This is a genomic window from Sporolactobacillus shoreae (assembly GCF_004684935.1).
In the GTDB taxonomy this organism is placed as follows: domain Bacteria; phylum Bacillota; class Bacilli; order Bacillales; family Sporolactobacillaceae; genus Sporolactobacillus; species Sporolactobacillus shoreae.
In genome coordinates, this window is record NZ_SRJD01000027.1 from 1 (window position 1) to 15,117 (window position 15,117).

Consider the following 15,117-nt stretch of genomic DNA (forward strand, 5'->3'; position numbering starts at 1 on the left):
AAAGGGAAAATCTTCAACTGGGATTAGATCCGTTTTAACTTTTGGATTTCAATTTCCCTGCTTAATCAAATATAAGGTGGGGGAATTTTTAATGACGATGTGGGGGATTTTTCAATTGACAATTACAATAGGGGCTATATGTACAAATGGTTCAGTTTTAGACGTCCCTATATTAGAGAAATCTCCGTGGGTGTATGAGTGTTCACTTGTTAAAACCGTTCCCCAAGATCACTGCTGCATATACATAAGCGAAATCAAGAATATACAGGTAGATAACGTTATAGAAGACACTACATATGGAAAAATTGATTTAAATGCTATCGATCCATTAATCTATGCTCCCGGAAATTATTATAAGCTTGGAACAAAGATTGGCTCGGTTGGCTACTCTAAAGTTGTTAATTGATAAACCCTAAGGATTTTAAGGATCGAATGGTCACGTAATAAAGGTCTCTTCTGTGAAAATGTGTTAACCGTCAGCGCTGAGAAGGAACCGGAGCAGTAAATGCGTGCATAACGGGTGTTTTTTATGATCACTTATTCTTGACTCTCCTGTGCGGGGTATCATTTATCATTCATAGTTGAGGGGGGGAGCACAGTGCAGATTGTTGATAAGCCATGGTTTTGTGGGCTCACTATCTGTATGGTGAAAATATAAATCTGTTTATAAAAGAATTGTTAATTCTTATATCAACGATTGGGAGGATATGTGGCTATGGATAAAGTGGATTACAAAAAGGACTTCAAGGATTTATATCTACCCAAGCAACAACCTGTAATTCGAAACATACCTGCGATCAATTTTATTATGATTGAAGGTAACGGCGATCCCAACGGTGAAGCATTTGCTCAAGCGACAGCCGCAATTTACGCGCTCAGTTATGCGGTGAGAATGTCCTATAAAAGCAAAGATGTTCCCAAAAATTATTATGATTACACCGTTTTTCCGCTTGAGGGAGTTTGGGATCTGGTGGATAAAACCTTACCGGCTACTGTTAAAAGTAATTTAAAATATCAATTGATGATCCGGCAGCCTGACTTTCTGACGGCTGAATTATTTGACCGGTTTTTATCCGAAACAAAAAAGAAAAAGCCCAATCCTTTTCTGGATAAGGCGAGATTTATCCCGATAAACGAAGGTTTATGCTGCCAGATGCTTCATAAGGGCAGTTATGATGACGAACCATCTAGCTTTATCATAATGTCTCATTATTGTGAGGAAAATGGCTATAAGCGACTATCAAAGACGCATCGGGAAATCTATCTGTCGGATCCTCGAAAGGTTGAAGCAGATAAACGCAAAACAGTTCTTCGGTTTCAAGTCCAGGCGACAGAGAAATAATCGCACTACAATAAAACTACTTGTTACGTTGCTGTAAATGAAGCCTGAATTTTGATAGGATGCTGTTCCTTTATCTTCATTTTTCACTAAAGCAGTGCGTGGATGATTGCTGCGAATCCTTCAACGGCATTTTGATTCGTAATATGACCATAGGCATGAATAAGAAAGGAAATGAATCGTTGTATAAAATAGGACAATTTTCCAAAATTACCAACCTTACGATTAAAGCGTTGAGGTATTATGACGAACAGAATCTTTTGAATCCGTCCTATCGAAATGAAGAGAATGGTTACCGATATTATAACGATTCAGATTTTCAGAAGGCTCAATTTATTCTTTTGTTACGCAGTCTTGAATTTTCAATTTCTGAAATGAAAGATGTTCTGAACCACTGTGAAATGGCTGATGATTTATCGTATTTTCTAGAAGAGAAAAAGATTTTGATTGAACGTCAAATTTTAAAAGAGCAAGCCCTGGTTGAAGAAATCAGTCAAAGCACAGCACCAAAGAAAGCCATTGCTGCTAGCCATGATTACCAAATCGTCATTCGAACGATTGAGCCGATGACTGTTGCTTCCATGCGGTATCAAGGCAGTTATAGTGATATAGGCGATTATATTTGTAGAATTTATGATGTGCTCAAGGATAATGTTAAAGGACAACCGATATGCTGCTACTATGATCCGGATTACAGTGAAATCGCGGATATCGAGGTGTGTGTGCCGATTATCCGTCCCGTTTCGGCCCGGGATCTTGTCATTCGGGAATTGCCGGCGATCAAAGCGATCTGCACCACGCATAAAGGTCCCTATGAACACTTGAATCAGGCCTATAAGGCGATGATTGATTATGCTATCCGTGAAAATCTGCTGTGCGGTATTCCGTCAAGAACGGTTTTCCTGAAGGGGCCAGGCAGGATATTTACAGGCAATCCCAATCATTTTATAACTGAAGTAATGATACCAATCAACGGAGATGCGTGAAATTGATGGGCCGTTATTAGATCTTCAAAGTTTTCCTTATTCTGAAAGCCAACCCACTTTTTTTCATAGCGTCTGATGGCAATGGACCGGATTTCTTGAGAATATAAGGAGAAATGAATAATTCTTCAGAAGGTGGAGCTTCGAGTTGCTCCTAATTCGCGAAAAGTTACCCCTAACCCATGAAGAGTTGCTCCTAATCAGGGAAAAGTTGCTCCTAACCCATGAAGAGTTGCTCCTAATCAGGGAAAAGTCGCTCCTAACCCATGAAGAGTTGCTCCTAATCCGGCAAAAGTTACTCCGAATCTCATCGAAATATGACGAATTACAGGATTGTGTTATTAATTCAACTGTATCTGAAACATCCATTAACTTAAGCATTTTCTTCAGAAGAATATGCTTTCTTTAAACGACTGCTTGTTTCCACATGCCGGCCAAAGTAGGTCGATGCAACAATAAGAAGTCCGCCGAGCCATTCCTGCGGGGACAGCCGTTCGCCGCCTAATAGTACGGCAAAAAGTGCTGCGAATAACGGCTCTGTTCCCGTCAAAAGCCCGACCCGTGTCGGAGAGGTTCGCCTGATCATGGTCAGCTGAATGTAAAAGGCGAACAGTGTACAAAATAGGGCGAGATAAGCGGTCAACAGCCAAAACACCACCGAATGGGTAATCGTCCAAGAAGGAAAACGATCTGTGGACAGAGATAAAATTCCCATAATGATGGCGACTACGCCCAGCTGTATGGTCGTCAGCGCTCCGGAATCCATAACTTTTCCTTGAGTCATTTTTTGTGTGACCGACATTTGAACAGCGCGTAAAAAGGCGGCGAGAAGTATCAGTACATCACCAATATTGAAGTGATAACCATTTTTCATCGTCAGTAAGAAAGTTCCGATGACAGACAGTAAGACCACTCCTAAAATACCGGCTTGAAGTCTTTTGTGAGACATAACAGATTCGACGAACGGGGTAAATATCACGAATAAGCTGATCAGGAAGCCGGCATTAGAAGCTGACGTAAAATTAATGCCCCATGTTTCGGATGAGAAAATGGCCGCAAGAAACAAACCAAAAATGATACCGGACAGCCATGTTTGTTTGGTGGCCTTCACGAGTTTTCTCCATGTTAAGCTGGCCATAATGACGACCGTAAGCAGAAAGCGGATAAAAAGAAAGGGATAAACCGGAATGTCGGTTAACACTACTTTTGTTATAAGATAACTGGAACCCCATACGACTGCAATAAAAAGTAAAGACAAGTCAGCAAGCCATCGCTTCTCTCGGCTCATGATTCTGTTTCCCCAACGAGAAAATGATAAACTTCTTTCATGGGTCTTAACCAATTTTGTTTCATGATAGCCGCTGCTTGCTTGGTATCATGTATCTCGAAAGCCTGGATTAGTGCTCGATGTTCTTTCAGCGACTCTTTCACAATGATGGGGTCCCTTTTTAGAAATACAAATTTAAAACGTCGGATATGTAATTGCAGAATTGAGGAGAAGTCCGTAATGTATGGATTATCTGCCAGCTCAACGATAGCGTTATGAAACTTTTCATCGCTTTCGATCGCTTTAAACGACTCCTGATGATCGATGAGCTGTTCATAGTCACTTGTGATGTTTTTCAATTTTTCAATTTGTTCCGCAGTAATGATTTTGGCCGCTTCTTCAGCAGCCAATGCGTGTAACGAAGCCAGCGGAGGATAAATTTTTAAGGCATCTTCTTTATTTATCTTGGTTACCCGTGTTTCTTTTCCAGGCCGCATTTCAATAAAGCCTTGAACCTCTAGCAATTGTAAGGCTTCGCGGATCGGCGTGCGGCTGATACCTAAAGCCTTTGAAATTTCCGAGTCATATATTTGTTCACCCGGTTCAAGCGTTCCATCTAAGATCCACTGTTGTAATTGATTGAATGCCTTATCTTTTGCCAACAGTCGAATGGGTGTGGAGATGTTTTGAGGTATAGGCATCATTTGTCCTCCTTCAGTGTGATATATTGCATACATATATTATAAAAGAGTTTAATACTTTGAACAATACGTATTTCCAGGTTAAAAATGATTCCGAATATTAGTAATGAGTAGCTTATAATGAACAATAGAAAGAAGAAAAAATAAGGTGGTAACCAAATGCTTCACTTTGAGGGGAAACAGATTGTTATCCGTGATTGGAGACTGAAAGACGCAGAGGATTACATCTTCTGGAGACAACCCGGACAAGCCTGGCAAAAATTTGACGGACCCTATTATCCCCGAATGTCTAAGGATGAGGTCATTCAGCTTGTCGACGCATTGTGCACAAAAATAAAGACCAACACTTTAGAGGTGCCGCGAGATGACTTAGCCATCGCAGATTTGGATACGGATCAGCTCCTGGGCCGAGTGAGCTGGTACTGGGAAAGCCAGGAGACAAACTGGCTGTGTGCCGGAATAGCGATTTTTGATCCTGAATATTGGGGAAACGGACGAGGATTTGAAGCGTTCGGGTTATGGACGGAGTATCTTTTCAACGCCATGCCGCAAATTGTACGTGTGGATTTAAGAACATGGTCAGGAAATTTTGGCATGATGCGATTGGCAGAAAAACTGGGTTACACAAAAGAAGCCTGTTTCAGAAAGGCTAGGATTGTTGACGGCAGATACTATGATTCGATCGGCTATGGCGTTCTGAGAGAAGAATGGAATCAGATGCATCCGGAAGGATTCCAGAAAGATATTCTTAAATAGTTTTGTATTTTGTAGCTTGCATTCTACGAAAAGACGGATACTGTGATCGAAAAGAGTGATTGAAGATGAAGCCATACCTGGATGAACCAAGCAAAGACTATAGATCTAGTTTTCAAAACTATGCTAACAGCTATAGAGACACTTCAGAAGACGCTGTTTATTTCAGTATGTACGGTAGGGCCTTAGACGATTTTGATGATTTTTTAACTGATTTAAGAAATGCAGCCAACAATATAAATATACCGGAAGATTGGGTTGCCGCGTCAACCTTCTGGCTGATTGATCATGATCAGGTTGTTGGCGTAGTTAGAATAAGGCATCAGGAAGTAGAAAGTGCCGGACATATCGGCTATGATATTGCGCCGCAGCACCGAAAAAAAGGATATGGTTCGCTAATCCTGAAATTGGCTTTGGCAGAAGCCCAAAAATTGGGGCTGCAAAAAGTCATCATCACATGCAGAACAGATAACGAGCCTTCTAAAAGAATCATTGAAAAAAATGGAGGAAGACTACTTGGCACTCTATATGATGAAGAAGAACACGCTGATTTATTCAGGTATGTGATCATGAATCATTGAAGCTTTTTAAACCTGTATCATCTGGATATCTAAGGGGGCATTAGCATTGAAAAGACTGAACATTATATTTAGTCTGATCCTTGTACTACTAATTGTTGTTGTTTTTATTTATTTAAATAAACAATCAGTTAACTCAGTTAAACCAGATGATCAGGTTTGGTTTAAAACCGAAAAAGCGGCCATTCAGCATGCAGAAAAGTCACAATCTTCCAGTAAGCTTACATTCGTAAATGGGACAGGCTTCAACAAAAATGGAATTAAAATTATTCCGGCTTATTTCAGAAGCAAACGTATGGGTGAAGGTTTTATGATGATTGAAATAAGGGAAAAAAACCATCAGTATACTGATCTTGCCAATAATGCTGGTGCTGCATTTAGCTATCCATCAGGAATTCCAAATGGAAAAGCATTGAATCCCGGCTTAGTTTTGAAAATTGGGAACCAGAGTTATATTCTTTTATTCGGGCGCAGCCAGACCCACGTTAATCAAATATGGGATCAAATCAGTCAAAAAAATGTAAAACTCAATTATGTGGAAGGAACGAACATATTCTATTATTTGGAGAAAAAATAAAATAACAAAATGTCTGCACTTTAACTGTGGAGGAGAAGGAACTATTTTGTATTTTGTGCCCGCATTTGCTGCTTGGAACACGGATACTGTGAGATAAGAAGAGAAGCTTTATAGTCCTTAAATTATTGCAATTTAATCATTACTTCACATTTAATTTATGAGGAGTTCAACAGATGCAAAAGTAATATTTATTACAAGGAGACTACAATGATCCGATTAATGACGATTGTTCCTGAATAGCCCCGTCTAATTTTAAAAACAAAATGAATAAACTGAGTTGGTGGTGTTTAAAATGTCGGATCTATTAACCTTTGATTGTTATGGAACACTAATTGACACTTCAGCTTTCTGGGAAGAGATTGGGAAAATTGCCATAGAAAGCGGAATTAATAAAATATTGCTGGTCAATACATATGGCAATTTTGAAGAACGTTTAATGTATGGCGAAGGATTATTTACTGTATATAGTGACATTATATATAAGGCCCTGCAATACTGCGAGATGGAATTAAGCGTTGGAAATCTAACCGATCAATATGAGCGATTAATCAAGGTACATAAAGAACTTTCTCCATTTCCTGAAGTAATCGATACATTGAAAGTATTGAAATCCAAAGGCTATCAAACATCGATCATGTCAAACTCGGACTGGAATATTATGAGGTATAACTTAGCATCACTTGAACATGACTTCGATGCGATCTATCTTGCTGAAGATTTACATGCTTATAAGCCCCAAATAAGTTTTTTTGAACAGGTTCAAGATAAATTATCAAGTAATCGCCACGTACACATAGCTGCTGGTTTTTGGTGGGATATGGTCCCGGCGCAAAGAATGAATTGGAGAAGAATTTGGGTTAATCGGCAATCAAAAAAGGGGCTCCAAAATTGCATGCCATACGGTGAAGTAAAAAAATTAAACGAAGTACTGAATTATTTATAAGATGTATTTTCTTTTAATTGCGGAGAAGAAGTATATCACAACGCAGTCAATTCATAGACAAACGGAGTTTGATTATTTTGGAAACATCAATGTTTCTCCTATTTTTATTTACCATTTCCCTTCATAATACCGAAGAGGGAATTTGGTTGATTCGAATGACTCAGAATTCGAAATTCGGGTTTCATCAGGCTGTTAAACAAGATCAGTTTCTGTTTGCTGTCATTGCAGTAACAGCAGTTGCTTACTTTGTTACTTCTATGTTCATTTTTTACCCCGACAATTCATTATTTAAATATGCTTATTTCGGATATGTAGTGGCAATGATGATCAACGTTATTTTTCCACATGCACTCTCAACGATTGTAGAGAGGCGGTATTCTCCGGGTTTAATGACTGGACTCTTATTGATTCTGCCCATTCATACAATCCTTATTGTGAGAGCCTTTCACAATCATTTAATTTCAGTCAGCGGTTTAATTATTGGGACCCTAATCATGTCGATAGCTATGATCTTACTTATTCCTGTAATGTTTAAACTTTCTGCAAGGTTACTTCAATAATTTTTGTTGTGCCGTACATCATTTATTTTGTGGTATTATTATTCTCCTTTTAACGGGTGCAGCGTTGTCCAATTCAACAAGGATTATAATTAACATAAGAGAATACAGAATGGAACCGATACACTATTATCCTTATGATTAGGAGTATTTCGTGCTGATCAGTGATAATAGAGAAAGCACATCCTATTGCATGGTTGACGGATACTGCGAAATACTCAAAGTTGAGAGGAGACACTTCAATTGCCTGAACTTGGTGTAACATTAGATTTTTATAAACAAGAATATGAGGAAAGTATCAAGCATTTTACATTACCAAGTCATCAACAAAAATATTCTCCTTTGCCAATTGAGGCTTTAGAGACAGCGTCGCTAAAAATAGATAGATATCCTGTTGTCATTACAGCGAACAAAAAAGCTGTCGGTTTTTTTGTGCTCTATGCAGATAATTTTATATATAAACATACAAATAATCCCAACGCTTTACTTTTAATGGACTTCTCAGTTAATTATTCAGAACAGGGAAAAGGTTTTGCCAAGAGGGGTTTGAGTCAATTAAAAAGATTTGTAAGAGATAATTTTGGAGAATGTGATGAAGTTGTTTTAGGGGTGAATTATAAGAATTTTAGAGCACAGAAGTTATATGAAAAAATTGGATTCATTGATACAGGTCGAAGAATCATGGGGGAAAATGGAAAAATATTTATTTTGAACTTAAGTTTGATTTGAGGAGTGACAATGTGGCAGAGTATGTGACTATAGCGTAAGAGAAGAAGTCGACGCTATTAAACTGAAACTGGTACGTTACTGTCTCTTTGACTCCACGGTGCTGTTAATGATAGAAGCATGAAATCAAAAAGATGGAAATGCCGTCTAGAGACCGTTTCCCCGATTAATCAAGAAACAGATAACATTCATTTAAATAGTAAAGAAAAAGGCCAATTCATAACGAATTGGTCGGATAATAAATTTCTTTTGATATTAAAAATCATGATTTGTTGTAAATATTTGAAATACAACTCCAAAGGGATCTTTAACCACTGCATAAGCCTTACTAAAATCATTTTCTTTTAGCGCTGAAATAATTTTTGTTCGGCTATCTTGAGTTAATTTTTTATATAGTGCTCCTGCTATTTCCCTTTTAGTTGTCTGCAAAATGATACTTATCGAGTTACCTATACTGTATTCCGTTTCATTGTCAACCGGTCGCTCTGCGAGCATTAATTTATATCCATCCACCAATTTTAAAACGCAATGCGCTATACGATTTTCTTGCCCTTTTTCATATTTTAAAAACAGAACGTGCGATCCAGCCTGTAGGAATCTATGCCAATAATGGTTTATGGTATTGTCCGGCTTACTGTTTCTTGAGAAATGATTTTAGAATATTCCGCTGTGATAAGATGCATTCTGCAACGTTTGATCATACAAATAGGGAACCGATTGATTTACGAAATATTCATTTAGGGAACAAGGAATCTTTGATGCAGAGAAGTGGGGGGAGTTATTTAAAGCTATATGTAGAGCTCCAACAAGAAGGCGTCAATCAATGCGAGGCACATCTCTGGCTTAAAAACAGCTTACATGTTCGTGCGGATGGTAGTGGATGGTTAGACGGCAGCATTACAGCACGTGAGCTTACTTTTTTTGCATCCTTTATTCTTGGATTGGGTAATAAGGCTACCATTAAAGAACCACCAGAACTTGTGGGAAAGTTAGAGAAACTTATTTCAGAAGTTATAAAAAAATATGGGCAGTCAAACTCAAAAGGTCTATCGAGATAAAGAACTCTTTACTGATCAATAACTGTAAGAAAAGAGCTATAGATGGATATAACGGACAATTAAGAAGTATTGACGTCATAAAATAATTGATGATCGAACAAATGTTTGCTATTATAAACTAGTAAATTATTTTTTTGGGCCGGGAAGTGAAGATATGGAAACAGTAACGTTATACAGAAACATTGCAAAGTTGAAGGGTATTGATATGTTTTATTTTGATACAAAAACCGAAGGGCGACCGACTATTCTTTGCCTTCATGGACGATGGGGAAGAGCGGAGACTTGGGTGGATTTTATGAAACACTATGGAAAACAATATAGAGTAATTGCACCCGACCAAAGAGGGCATGGATTAAGTAGTAAACCTGTATCAAAATATACGACAAAAGAAATGGCTGAAGATATTATTGACCTTTTACACTTTTTAAATATAGATTCAGCCATTCTAGTTGGCCATTCCATGGGTGGGGCAATTGCTGCCTATTTATCAGCGGTATATTCCAAGTACATAAAAGGTGTGGCTATTCTTGACAAGTCTGCTGCAGATTATTCGTTAGATACAGAGTACAAAAATATTCCATTAGACCAGCTGAGGGATCCGTTAACCAAAGATTGGCCGTTACCTTTCTCAAGTTTAAACGAAGCGATGAGCTTTATTAAACAAAAAATGGATTCGGATTTAAGTTACCAATACTTTATGAATAGTCTGGTTGAGACTGTAGATGGTTATAAGATGATGTTCAGTTCTCAGGCCATGGCTGCCAATATTGCTAACTATGAAAATTGGTATCATCTGTTACCAGGCATAAAGTGTCCTGTACTCTTAATACGATCAAAAAGCCACGAAGCAGTTCCAGATGAGGACTTTATAAAGATGCAGTCTCTGGTTTCCTGCTATCTGGCTTATGAAATGTCGGAACCGGATCATAATGTTCATTTAAGCAACAAAAAAGAATTCTACGGTTATTTTGATGAATTTTTAAAGGGAGTGTAACTTTTGTTTATGCAGGATCTTTGTTGCGCAGTGCATGTTTACCGCGCAACAGCTATTCATTACTGAAAGCACATTACACTATTAAGCGTATGGACAGAGCAATAAATTTCTATGAGCTATTATTGGATCAAAAAGTGAGTGAAGAAAGACACCATTTTTAGTATTTTTAATTTTGAGCATAACAGGCTTTGCTATTTAATCCTTCAAAAGTAAATGAAAAACACGTTTGGGGCCATAACTGCTTGCCGAGTTTTCAAGTCAATAACATGGAATTGTTGCTTAAATGGATTAAGGAATTAGGTGCCCCCTATCGGACCCAATCTAAGGCGGCTGATTTTTTAACATATTTTAATGCTGACTTCTCTTCTTTTGAAAAACAGAATTCCAGCTAATTAATATTTGTAGAGCGATGAAACAGAGAATTCCTAAAGAAAAAAACAGCCAAAGAGTTTCGAACCCTTTATACGAAAGAATAACTCCAGCACAAGTCGTGCCGATTCCACCACCACCGAACAAGCATAGACCAATCAATCCGGAAGACAAGCCGGTACTTTGGGGTGATATGTCAAACGCCATAGCTGCAAGCGTTGATTGGACGAGAATACAACCAAATCCTAGACTAACTGTAGCAAGTATAGCCGTTTGCCAACCCGGAAACAAAGTGAGCAGTAATCCCGAACATAATCCGAAACAACTGCCGGACAGCACCGTACCTGCTCGTCCCAAATTATTGATGAATTTTCCGACAAGCATACTTGCGGTTAGAGATGATAAACCAAAAAACATAACAATGAAACCACTTTGTAAGTAATTGAGATCTAGTCTACTGTTCAGAAAAGATCCAATATAGCCGTACATACCTAGAAGTAAAAAACCAGTGAATAGGGCAAATGGAAAGATAACCCTTCCCTTTGGAGAGACAACGACACTTTTTAATTCTCTCTGGAAATTTCCCTCTACTGCAACAGGCGGACGATCTGGTAATTGCTGCAACAAAACGGCAGATGCTAACGTAAGCAGACCAAAGAAGAGGAACGCGATATGCCAATTCATAAAAGTTGCAAAGAAGCCACCTAGTACCGCGCTAATTCCTTGCCCCAGAGACACAATGGCCATGAATTTACCGACAAAAATTTGCCGATAACCGCTCGGAACTGTATCTCCTATAAGGCCCAGAGAAACAGCAATGATTCCGGCTGCGAAAAAACCGGTAATCACTCTAAGAGTGGACAGTACGAACAGTGATTGAGAAAGCGCACATCCCAATGTGCCAACGGCAAGACCATAATCAATGATTTTTAGCGTTTTTAACTTGCTGTAGCGGTCGCTGAAAAATCCATAAACCGGCTGCATGATCCCATAAGGCATCATATAGGCGGTCAGAATAACACCGGCCTGGGCAATAGATATGCCAAAACTATTTGCCATTGCAGGCAACACCGGTGAAACAAACCAGCTGTTTGCCGCTGAAACGAAGCCTGAAAAACCCAGAATGAGCACTAGCCTATTTAAAGACGGCAGGTGACTCCTCTTAACAATCAAATTGAAGACCTCCGATTAAGTAGAACTCAATGAACTTTTGAATGGGATTAATTAAATATCGTTTCATCTAAGGCTTCATTCCTTTAACAATACGATCTTCAGGCATGTTGGAATAATTCAATCTAAATGTATTGTTCCTGGCGCTATTTGGGAAGAACGGTTTTCCCGGCACGAAGGCCACATTATTTTTCAGGCACTCATCAAAAAGATCTTGTGAATCAATCTGTTCAGGGAGCTCAATCCAAATGAACAGACCGCCTTCAGGAGCGCTGTGCCTGATTTCCTTTGGGAAAAAAGATTTGATACATTCCATCATTTTCTCACGCCGAGACAGATAGACGGCTTTGATTTTCTGTATATGTGCTTCCATGTCAAACAGTTCGATATATTTGGCTGTGATTCTTTGGGCGAAAGTATCTGTATGCAGATCAGCCGCCTGCTTGAATGCAACGTACTTTTCAAGGAGAGCCTTATTCGCACAGATCCATCCCAAACGCAGACCCGGCGCAAAGATTTTAGAGAATGTGCTCAGATAAACCACACGGCCTTCCGTATCAAAATGTTTCACAGGTGGGAGCGCTTCTCCGGCAAACCGAACGGCACCATATGGATTGTCCTCAACGATAATCATATTGTATCTATTAGCCAGCTCGACCATTTTCTTTCGTCTCTCTAAATTCATCGTCCGGCCTGTCGGGTTTTGAAAATCCGGTATTGTGTAAATGAATTTCGCAGCCGGACTAGCTTGAAGGGTTTGTTCAAGCTCTTCCATGATCATGCCTTCCTCATCCATAGGCACTTCAACAAAATTCGGATTGTACGTTTTGAATGCGTTAATTGCTGCCAGATACGTCGGACTTTCGCAGATGACTGTATCGCCTTCATCCAGAAACAGCTTGCCGGTTAAGTCAAGACCTTGTTGTGATCCTGTAATGACTAAGAGATTGTCCGTAGTTGTCTCAATTCCGATTGCTTCCATTCGATCAGCGATCGCTTGTCGAAGCGGAAGATAGCCCTCAGTCGTACTGTATTGTAGAGCCTGTTCGCCGGATTCATTGAGGACAGCTTCACAGGCTGCCTTGATTTCTTCGACCGGAAAGAGTTCAGGTGCCGGAAGCCCACCAGCAAAAGAAATGATTTCCGGTTTCTCAGTAACTTTTAATATTTCACGTGTTGCTGTATTTGAAACCTGTTTTGCGCGCTCTGAAAATTTTATTTCCATCAACATAATCCTCTCCTCTTGCCCATTTGTTGTGCTTTGTTTGAGGCCTCTTTAAACAATCGGCCGGTTTTCTCTATGAACTCGATCTTCAGTTTTCTGACCATTCAACTTTTCCAAGGCTTCTATTAAAATAGCTACTCCTTTTGTAATGCGTTCAAAAGATTCGTACGTATAATTCAATCTCAAAAAATGTGCACCATCGCTTTCCTGCGGATAGAAAACGGTGCCCGGTGTAAAAAGCATACCTTTAGAAGCACAAAGTGAAAGAAGGTCCTTTTGCGAGACCTGTTCGGGAATCCTGCACCAGTGATAATAGCCCCCATCGGGTACATTGAATGCGATCAGTCCATGATTCTGCCTCAGAGCCGCAGCCATAAAATCTCTTTTTTTCTTATAGACAGCCAGCTCATTTTTTAGATGCGCTTCATAGAAGCCCTCCCGAAGGTATCGATCGAGCATAAATTGCCCGGGTGTATTTACATGAAGATCCGTGATTTGCTTTAACAAAGCAAATCTTTTCATCACAGGTTCAGGACCGATCACCCATCCCACACGTGTTCCCGAGAAAAGCACTTTAGAAAATGTGCCTAAATAAATGACATAATCATAGGAATCCAGCGCTTTTAGTGGAGGTCGTTCCTGCTGATCAAAACTTATTTCGCCATAAGGATCATCCTCAAGAACCGGAACTTGGTATTTATACGCAAGATGTAGCAATTCCATCTTCCGTTTCATGCTCATCACAATTCCCGTTGGGTTATGAAATGTTGGTATAGTATAGATAAACTTGGGCTTATAGCGGCTAAGCTGTGCTTCAAGTACGTCAGTACGGATTCCCTCATCATCAAGCGGGATGCCGATAATTTTCGCCCCGGCCGCTCTGAAACATTGGATTGCCTGCAAAAAAGTCGGTTCCTCAACAATGACTGCGTCACCTGGAGAAAGAAAGGTTCGAGCGGTAAAATCAATACCTTGCATTGATCCGGAAAGAATCATGACTTCTTTTGGCGAGACGGAAAGACTTCGAAATTGCATTAATTTACTAAGACTCTCCCTGAGCGGATAATAACCTTCAACAGCGCAGAGATTCAGTGCTTCACTGTTATAAGCACGTTCGGCTTGGATTGCTTTTAATTGTTTGATCGGATACAGATCCGGATCGCCGACACCTGCAGCAAATGAGATCATATCCTTCTGATGGCCGACATTCATTATGTCAGTGATCGTATCGCTTACATATCCCAGCTTTTTGTCGAATAATGGATACCAGGATAAAGGAAATACATAGGATTGTTTATTGGATGTATCCGGTTCCCGTCTTTCTGTGACAACCGTCCCCTTCCCTATGTACGACTCGACCAGTCCCAACGCTTTCAGTTCATCATAAGCTCTGATGACTGTCGTCCGGCTGACACCATTAGAATCAGCCAGTTTTCTTTCCGGAGGCAGAACGAATCCCGGGGGAAGTATGCCTGTCAGTATCTGCTCTTTAATACTGTTTTTGATTTGCAAATAGACCGGAAAGGGAAACTCTTTATTAATCTTTAGCCTCATAACACACCTACCTGCTTTGACCTGAATCAAAAATATTATGTTCATCATAGCATCACCGAGCGATTTTAAAATAACCAATTGGATCTATCTTTTGCAGTCCAATTCAGGTTTCCTGCCAAATAAAAACACTAATGTGGATTCTAATTAGGCAATTTATACGCTCATTGCATAAAAGTTAAATAAACCTGTTGGTCTAGTTCGTATTGTTATTGAAAGTTCAGTGCTTATAATCGGGTTCATTTTTGGTGGGAAAGTCGGGATTGGGACATTTTTTATTGCTTTTTTATCGGACCATTCAAACAGGTTGTGTTCAAATTAAAACA

Annotated in this window: 17 protein-coding genes; 11 read left to right on the forward strand and 6 right to left on the reverse strand. The window is 39.4% G+C overall.

Translation table 11 applies throughout. The features are described from left to right. From E4665_RS15930 to E4665_RS15940, 3 genes are all read left to right on the forward strand, one after another. A partial coding sequence (locus tag E4665_RS15930; RefSeq protein WP_206663593.1) for a flavin reductase occupies positions 1 to 406 on the forward strand: 406 nt, incomplete at its 5' end. A gap of 309 nt (positions 407 to 715) precedes the next feature. Beyond that, entirely contained in the window at positions 716 to 1,342 is a 627-nt protein-coding gene (locus E4665_RS15935; RefSeq protein ID WP_135349797.1) for a GyrI-like domain-containing protein, read from the forward strand. A 179-nt stretch (positions 1,343 to 1,521) separates the two neighbouring features. Further along, the gene (locus tag E4665_RS15940; protein WP_135349798.1) at positions 1,522 to 2,325 is read left to right on the forward strand and encodes a MerR family transcriptional regulator; all 804 of its coding nucleotides are present in this window, start codon (positions 1,522 to 1,524) and stop codon (positions 2,323 to 2,325) included. A gap of 370 nt (positions 2,326 to 2,695) precedes the next feature. On the opposite strand, the gene E4665_RS15945 is transcribed toward E4665_RS15940, so the two are convergent. Further along, positions 2,696 to 3,610: a DMT family transporter gene (locus E4665_RS15945; RefSeq protein WP_135349799.1), complete on the reverse strand. Its 915-nt coding sequence runs from the start codon at positions 3,608 to 3,610 to the stop codon at positions 2,696 to 2,698. Continuing rightward, a complete protein-coding gene (locus E4665_RS15950; RefSeq protein WP_135349800.1) occupies positions 3,607 to 4,290 on the reverse strand; it encodes a GntR family transcriptional regulator in 684 nt (227 codons plus the stop codon). The genes E4665_RS15945 and E4665_RS15950 overlap by 4 nt, the downstream gene beginning before the upstream one ends. A 159-nt stretch (positions 4,291 to 4,449) precedes the next feature. Between E4665_RS15950 and E4665_RS15955 the strand changes: the two genes are divergently transcribed. From E4665_RS15955 to E4665_RS15980, 6 genes are all read left to right on the forward strand, one after another. Then, positions 4,450 to 5,046 carry a GNAT family N-acetyltransferase gene (locus tag E4665_RS15955; RefSeq protein WP_135349801.1) on the forward strand — a complete coding sequence of 199 codons (597 nt, stop codon included), beginning with the start codon at positions 4,450 to 4,452 and terminating at the stop codon, positions 5,044 to 5,046. A 65-nt stretch (positions 5,047 to 5,111) separates the two neighbouring features. Beyond that, positions 5,112 to 5,624, forward strand: a complete 513-nt coding sequence (locus E4665_RS15960; RefSeq protein WP_135349802.1) for a GNAT family N-acetyltransferase — start codon at positions 5,112 to 5,114, stop codon at positions 5,622 to 5,624. Between the two features lie 46 nt (positions 5,625 to 5,670). Next, entirely contained in the window at positions 5,671 to 6,198 is a 528-nt protein-coding gene (locus E4665_RS15965) for a hypothetical protein (protein ID WP_135349803.1), read from the forward strand. A 292-nt stretch (positions 6,199 to 6,490) separates the two neighbouring features. Continuing rightward, positions 6,491 to 7,141, forward strand: a complete 651-nt coding sequence (locus E4665_RS15970; protein WP_135349804.1) for an HAD family hydrolase — start codon at positions 6,491 to 6,493, stop codon at positions 7,139 to 7,141. Between the two features lie 77 nt (positions 7,142 to 7,218). Continuing rightward, positions 7,219 to 7,701: an HXXEE domain-containing protein gene (locus E4665_RS15975; protein ID WP_135349805.1), complete on the forward strand. Its 483-nt coding sequence runs from the start codon at positions 7,219 to 7,221 to the stop codon at positions 7,699 to 7,701. A 240-nt stretch (positions 7,702 to 7,941) separates the two neighbouring features. After that, complete coding sequence (locus E4665_RS15980) at positions 7,942 to 8,427, forward strand: GNAT family N-acetyltransferase (RefSeq protein ID WP_135349806.1); 486 nt, start codon at positions 7,942 to 7,944, stop codon at positions 8,425 to 8,427. Between the two features lie 252 nt (positions 8,428 to 8,679). On the opposite strand, the gene E4665_RS15985 is transcribed toward E4665_RS15980, so the two are convergent. Continuing rightward, entirely contained in the window at positions 8,680 to 8,919 is a 240-nt protein-coding gene (locus E4665_RS15985) for a VOC family protein (RefSeq protein ID WP_135349807.1), read from the reverse strand. Positions 8,920 to 9,005: 86 nt separating this feature from the next. Here E4665_RS15985 and E4665_RS15990 point away from each other — a divergent pair, with 86 nt between their 5' ends. Both E4665_RS15990 and E4665_RS15995 read left to right on the forward strand, forming a co-directional pair. Continuing rightward, positions 9,006 to 9,482 (forward strand): WYL domain-containing protein, encoded by a 477-nt coding sequence (locus tag E4665_RS15990; protein WP_277752231.1) that lies wholly within the window; start codon positions 9,006 to 9,008, stop codon positions 9,480 to 9,482. Between the two features lie 154 nt (positions 9,483 to 9,636). Then, positions 9,637 to 10,476, forward strand: a complete 840-nt coding sequence (locus E4665_RS15995; protein WP_135349809.1) for an alpha/beta fold hydrolase — start codon at positions 9,637 to 9,639, stop codon at positions 10,474 to 10,476. 348 nt (positions 10,477 to 10,824) lie between these two features. On the opposite strand, the gene E4665_RS16000 is transcribed toward E4665_RS15995, so the two are convergent. From E4665_RS16000 to pdxR, 3 genes are all read right to left on the reverse strand, one after another. Beyond that, positions 10,825 to 12,018: an MFS transporter gene (locus E4665_RS16000; RefSeq protein WP_135349810.1), complete on the reverse strand. Its 1,194-nt coding sequence runs from the start codon at positions 12,016 to 12,018 to the stop codon at positions 10,825 to 10,827. Between the two features lie 67 nt (positions 12,019 to 12,085). Beyond that, the gene (locus E4665_RS16005; protein ID WP_135349811.1) at positions 12,086 to 13,240 is read right to left on the reverse strand and encodes an aminotransferase-like domain-containing protein; all 1,155 of its coding nucleotides are present in this window, start codon (positions 13,238 to 13,240) and stop codon (positions 12,086 to 12,088) included. Between the two features lie 51 nt (positions 13,241 to 13,291). Next, complete coding sequence (gene pdxR / locus E4665_RS16010) at positions 13,292 to 14,794, reverse strand: MocR-like pyridoxine biosynthesis transcription factor PdxR (protein WP_135349812.1); 1,503 nt, start codon at positions 14,792 to 14,794, stop codon at positions 13,292 to 13,294. Positions 14,795 to 15,117: the final 323 nt, after the last annotated feature.

Bases quoted from the DNA above. Each gene is read 5' to 3' on its own strand.
- E4665_RS15935 (WP_135349797.1), top strand. From the start codon at position 716: ATGGATAAAGTGGATTACAAAAAGGACTTCAAGGATTTATATCTACCC.
- E4665_RS15945 (WP_135349799.1), bottom strand. From the start codon at position 3,610: ATGAGCCGAGAGAAGCGATGGCTTGCTGACTTGTCTTTACTTTTTATT.
- E4665_RS15950 (WP_135349800.1), bottom strand. From the start codon at position 4,290: ATGCCTATACCTCAAAACATCTCCACACCCATTCGACTGTTGGCAAAA.
- E4665_RS15955 (WP_135349801.1), top strand. From the start codon at position 4,450: ATGCTTCACTTTGAGGGGAAACAGATTGTTATCCGTGATTGGAGACTG.
- E4665_RS15960 (WP_135349802.1), top strand. From the start codon at position 5,112: ATGAAGCCATACCTGGATGAACCAAGCAAAGACTATAGATCTAGTTTT.
- E4665_RS15970 (WP_135349804.1), top strand. From the start codon at position 6,491: ATGTCGGATCTATTAACCTTTGATTGTTATGGAACACTAATTGACACT.
- E4665_RS15985 (WP_135349807.1), bottom strand. From the start codon at position 8,919: ATGCTCGCAGAGCGACCGGTTGACAATGAAACGGAATACAGTATAGGT.
- E4665_RS15995 (WP_135349809.1), top strand. From the start codon at position 9,637: ATGGAAACAGTAACGTTATACAGAAACATTGCAAAGTTGAAGGGTATT.
- E4665_RS16005 (WP_135349811.1), bottom strand. From the start codon at position 13,240: ATGGAAATAAAATTTTCAGAGCGCGCAAAACAGGTTTCAAATACAGCA.
- pdxR (WP_135349812.1), bottom strand. From the start codon at position 14,794: ATGAGGCTAAAGATTAATAAAGAGTTTCCCTTTCCGGTCTATTTGCAA.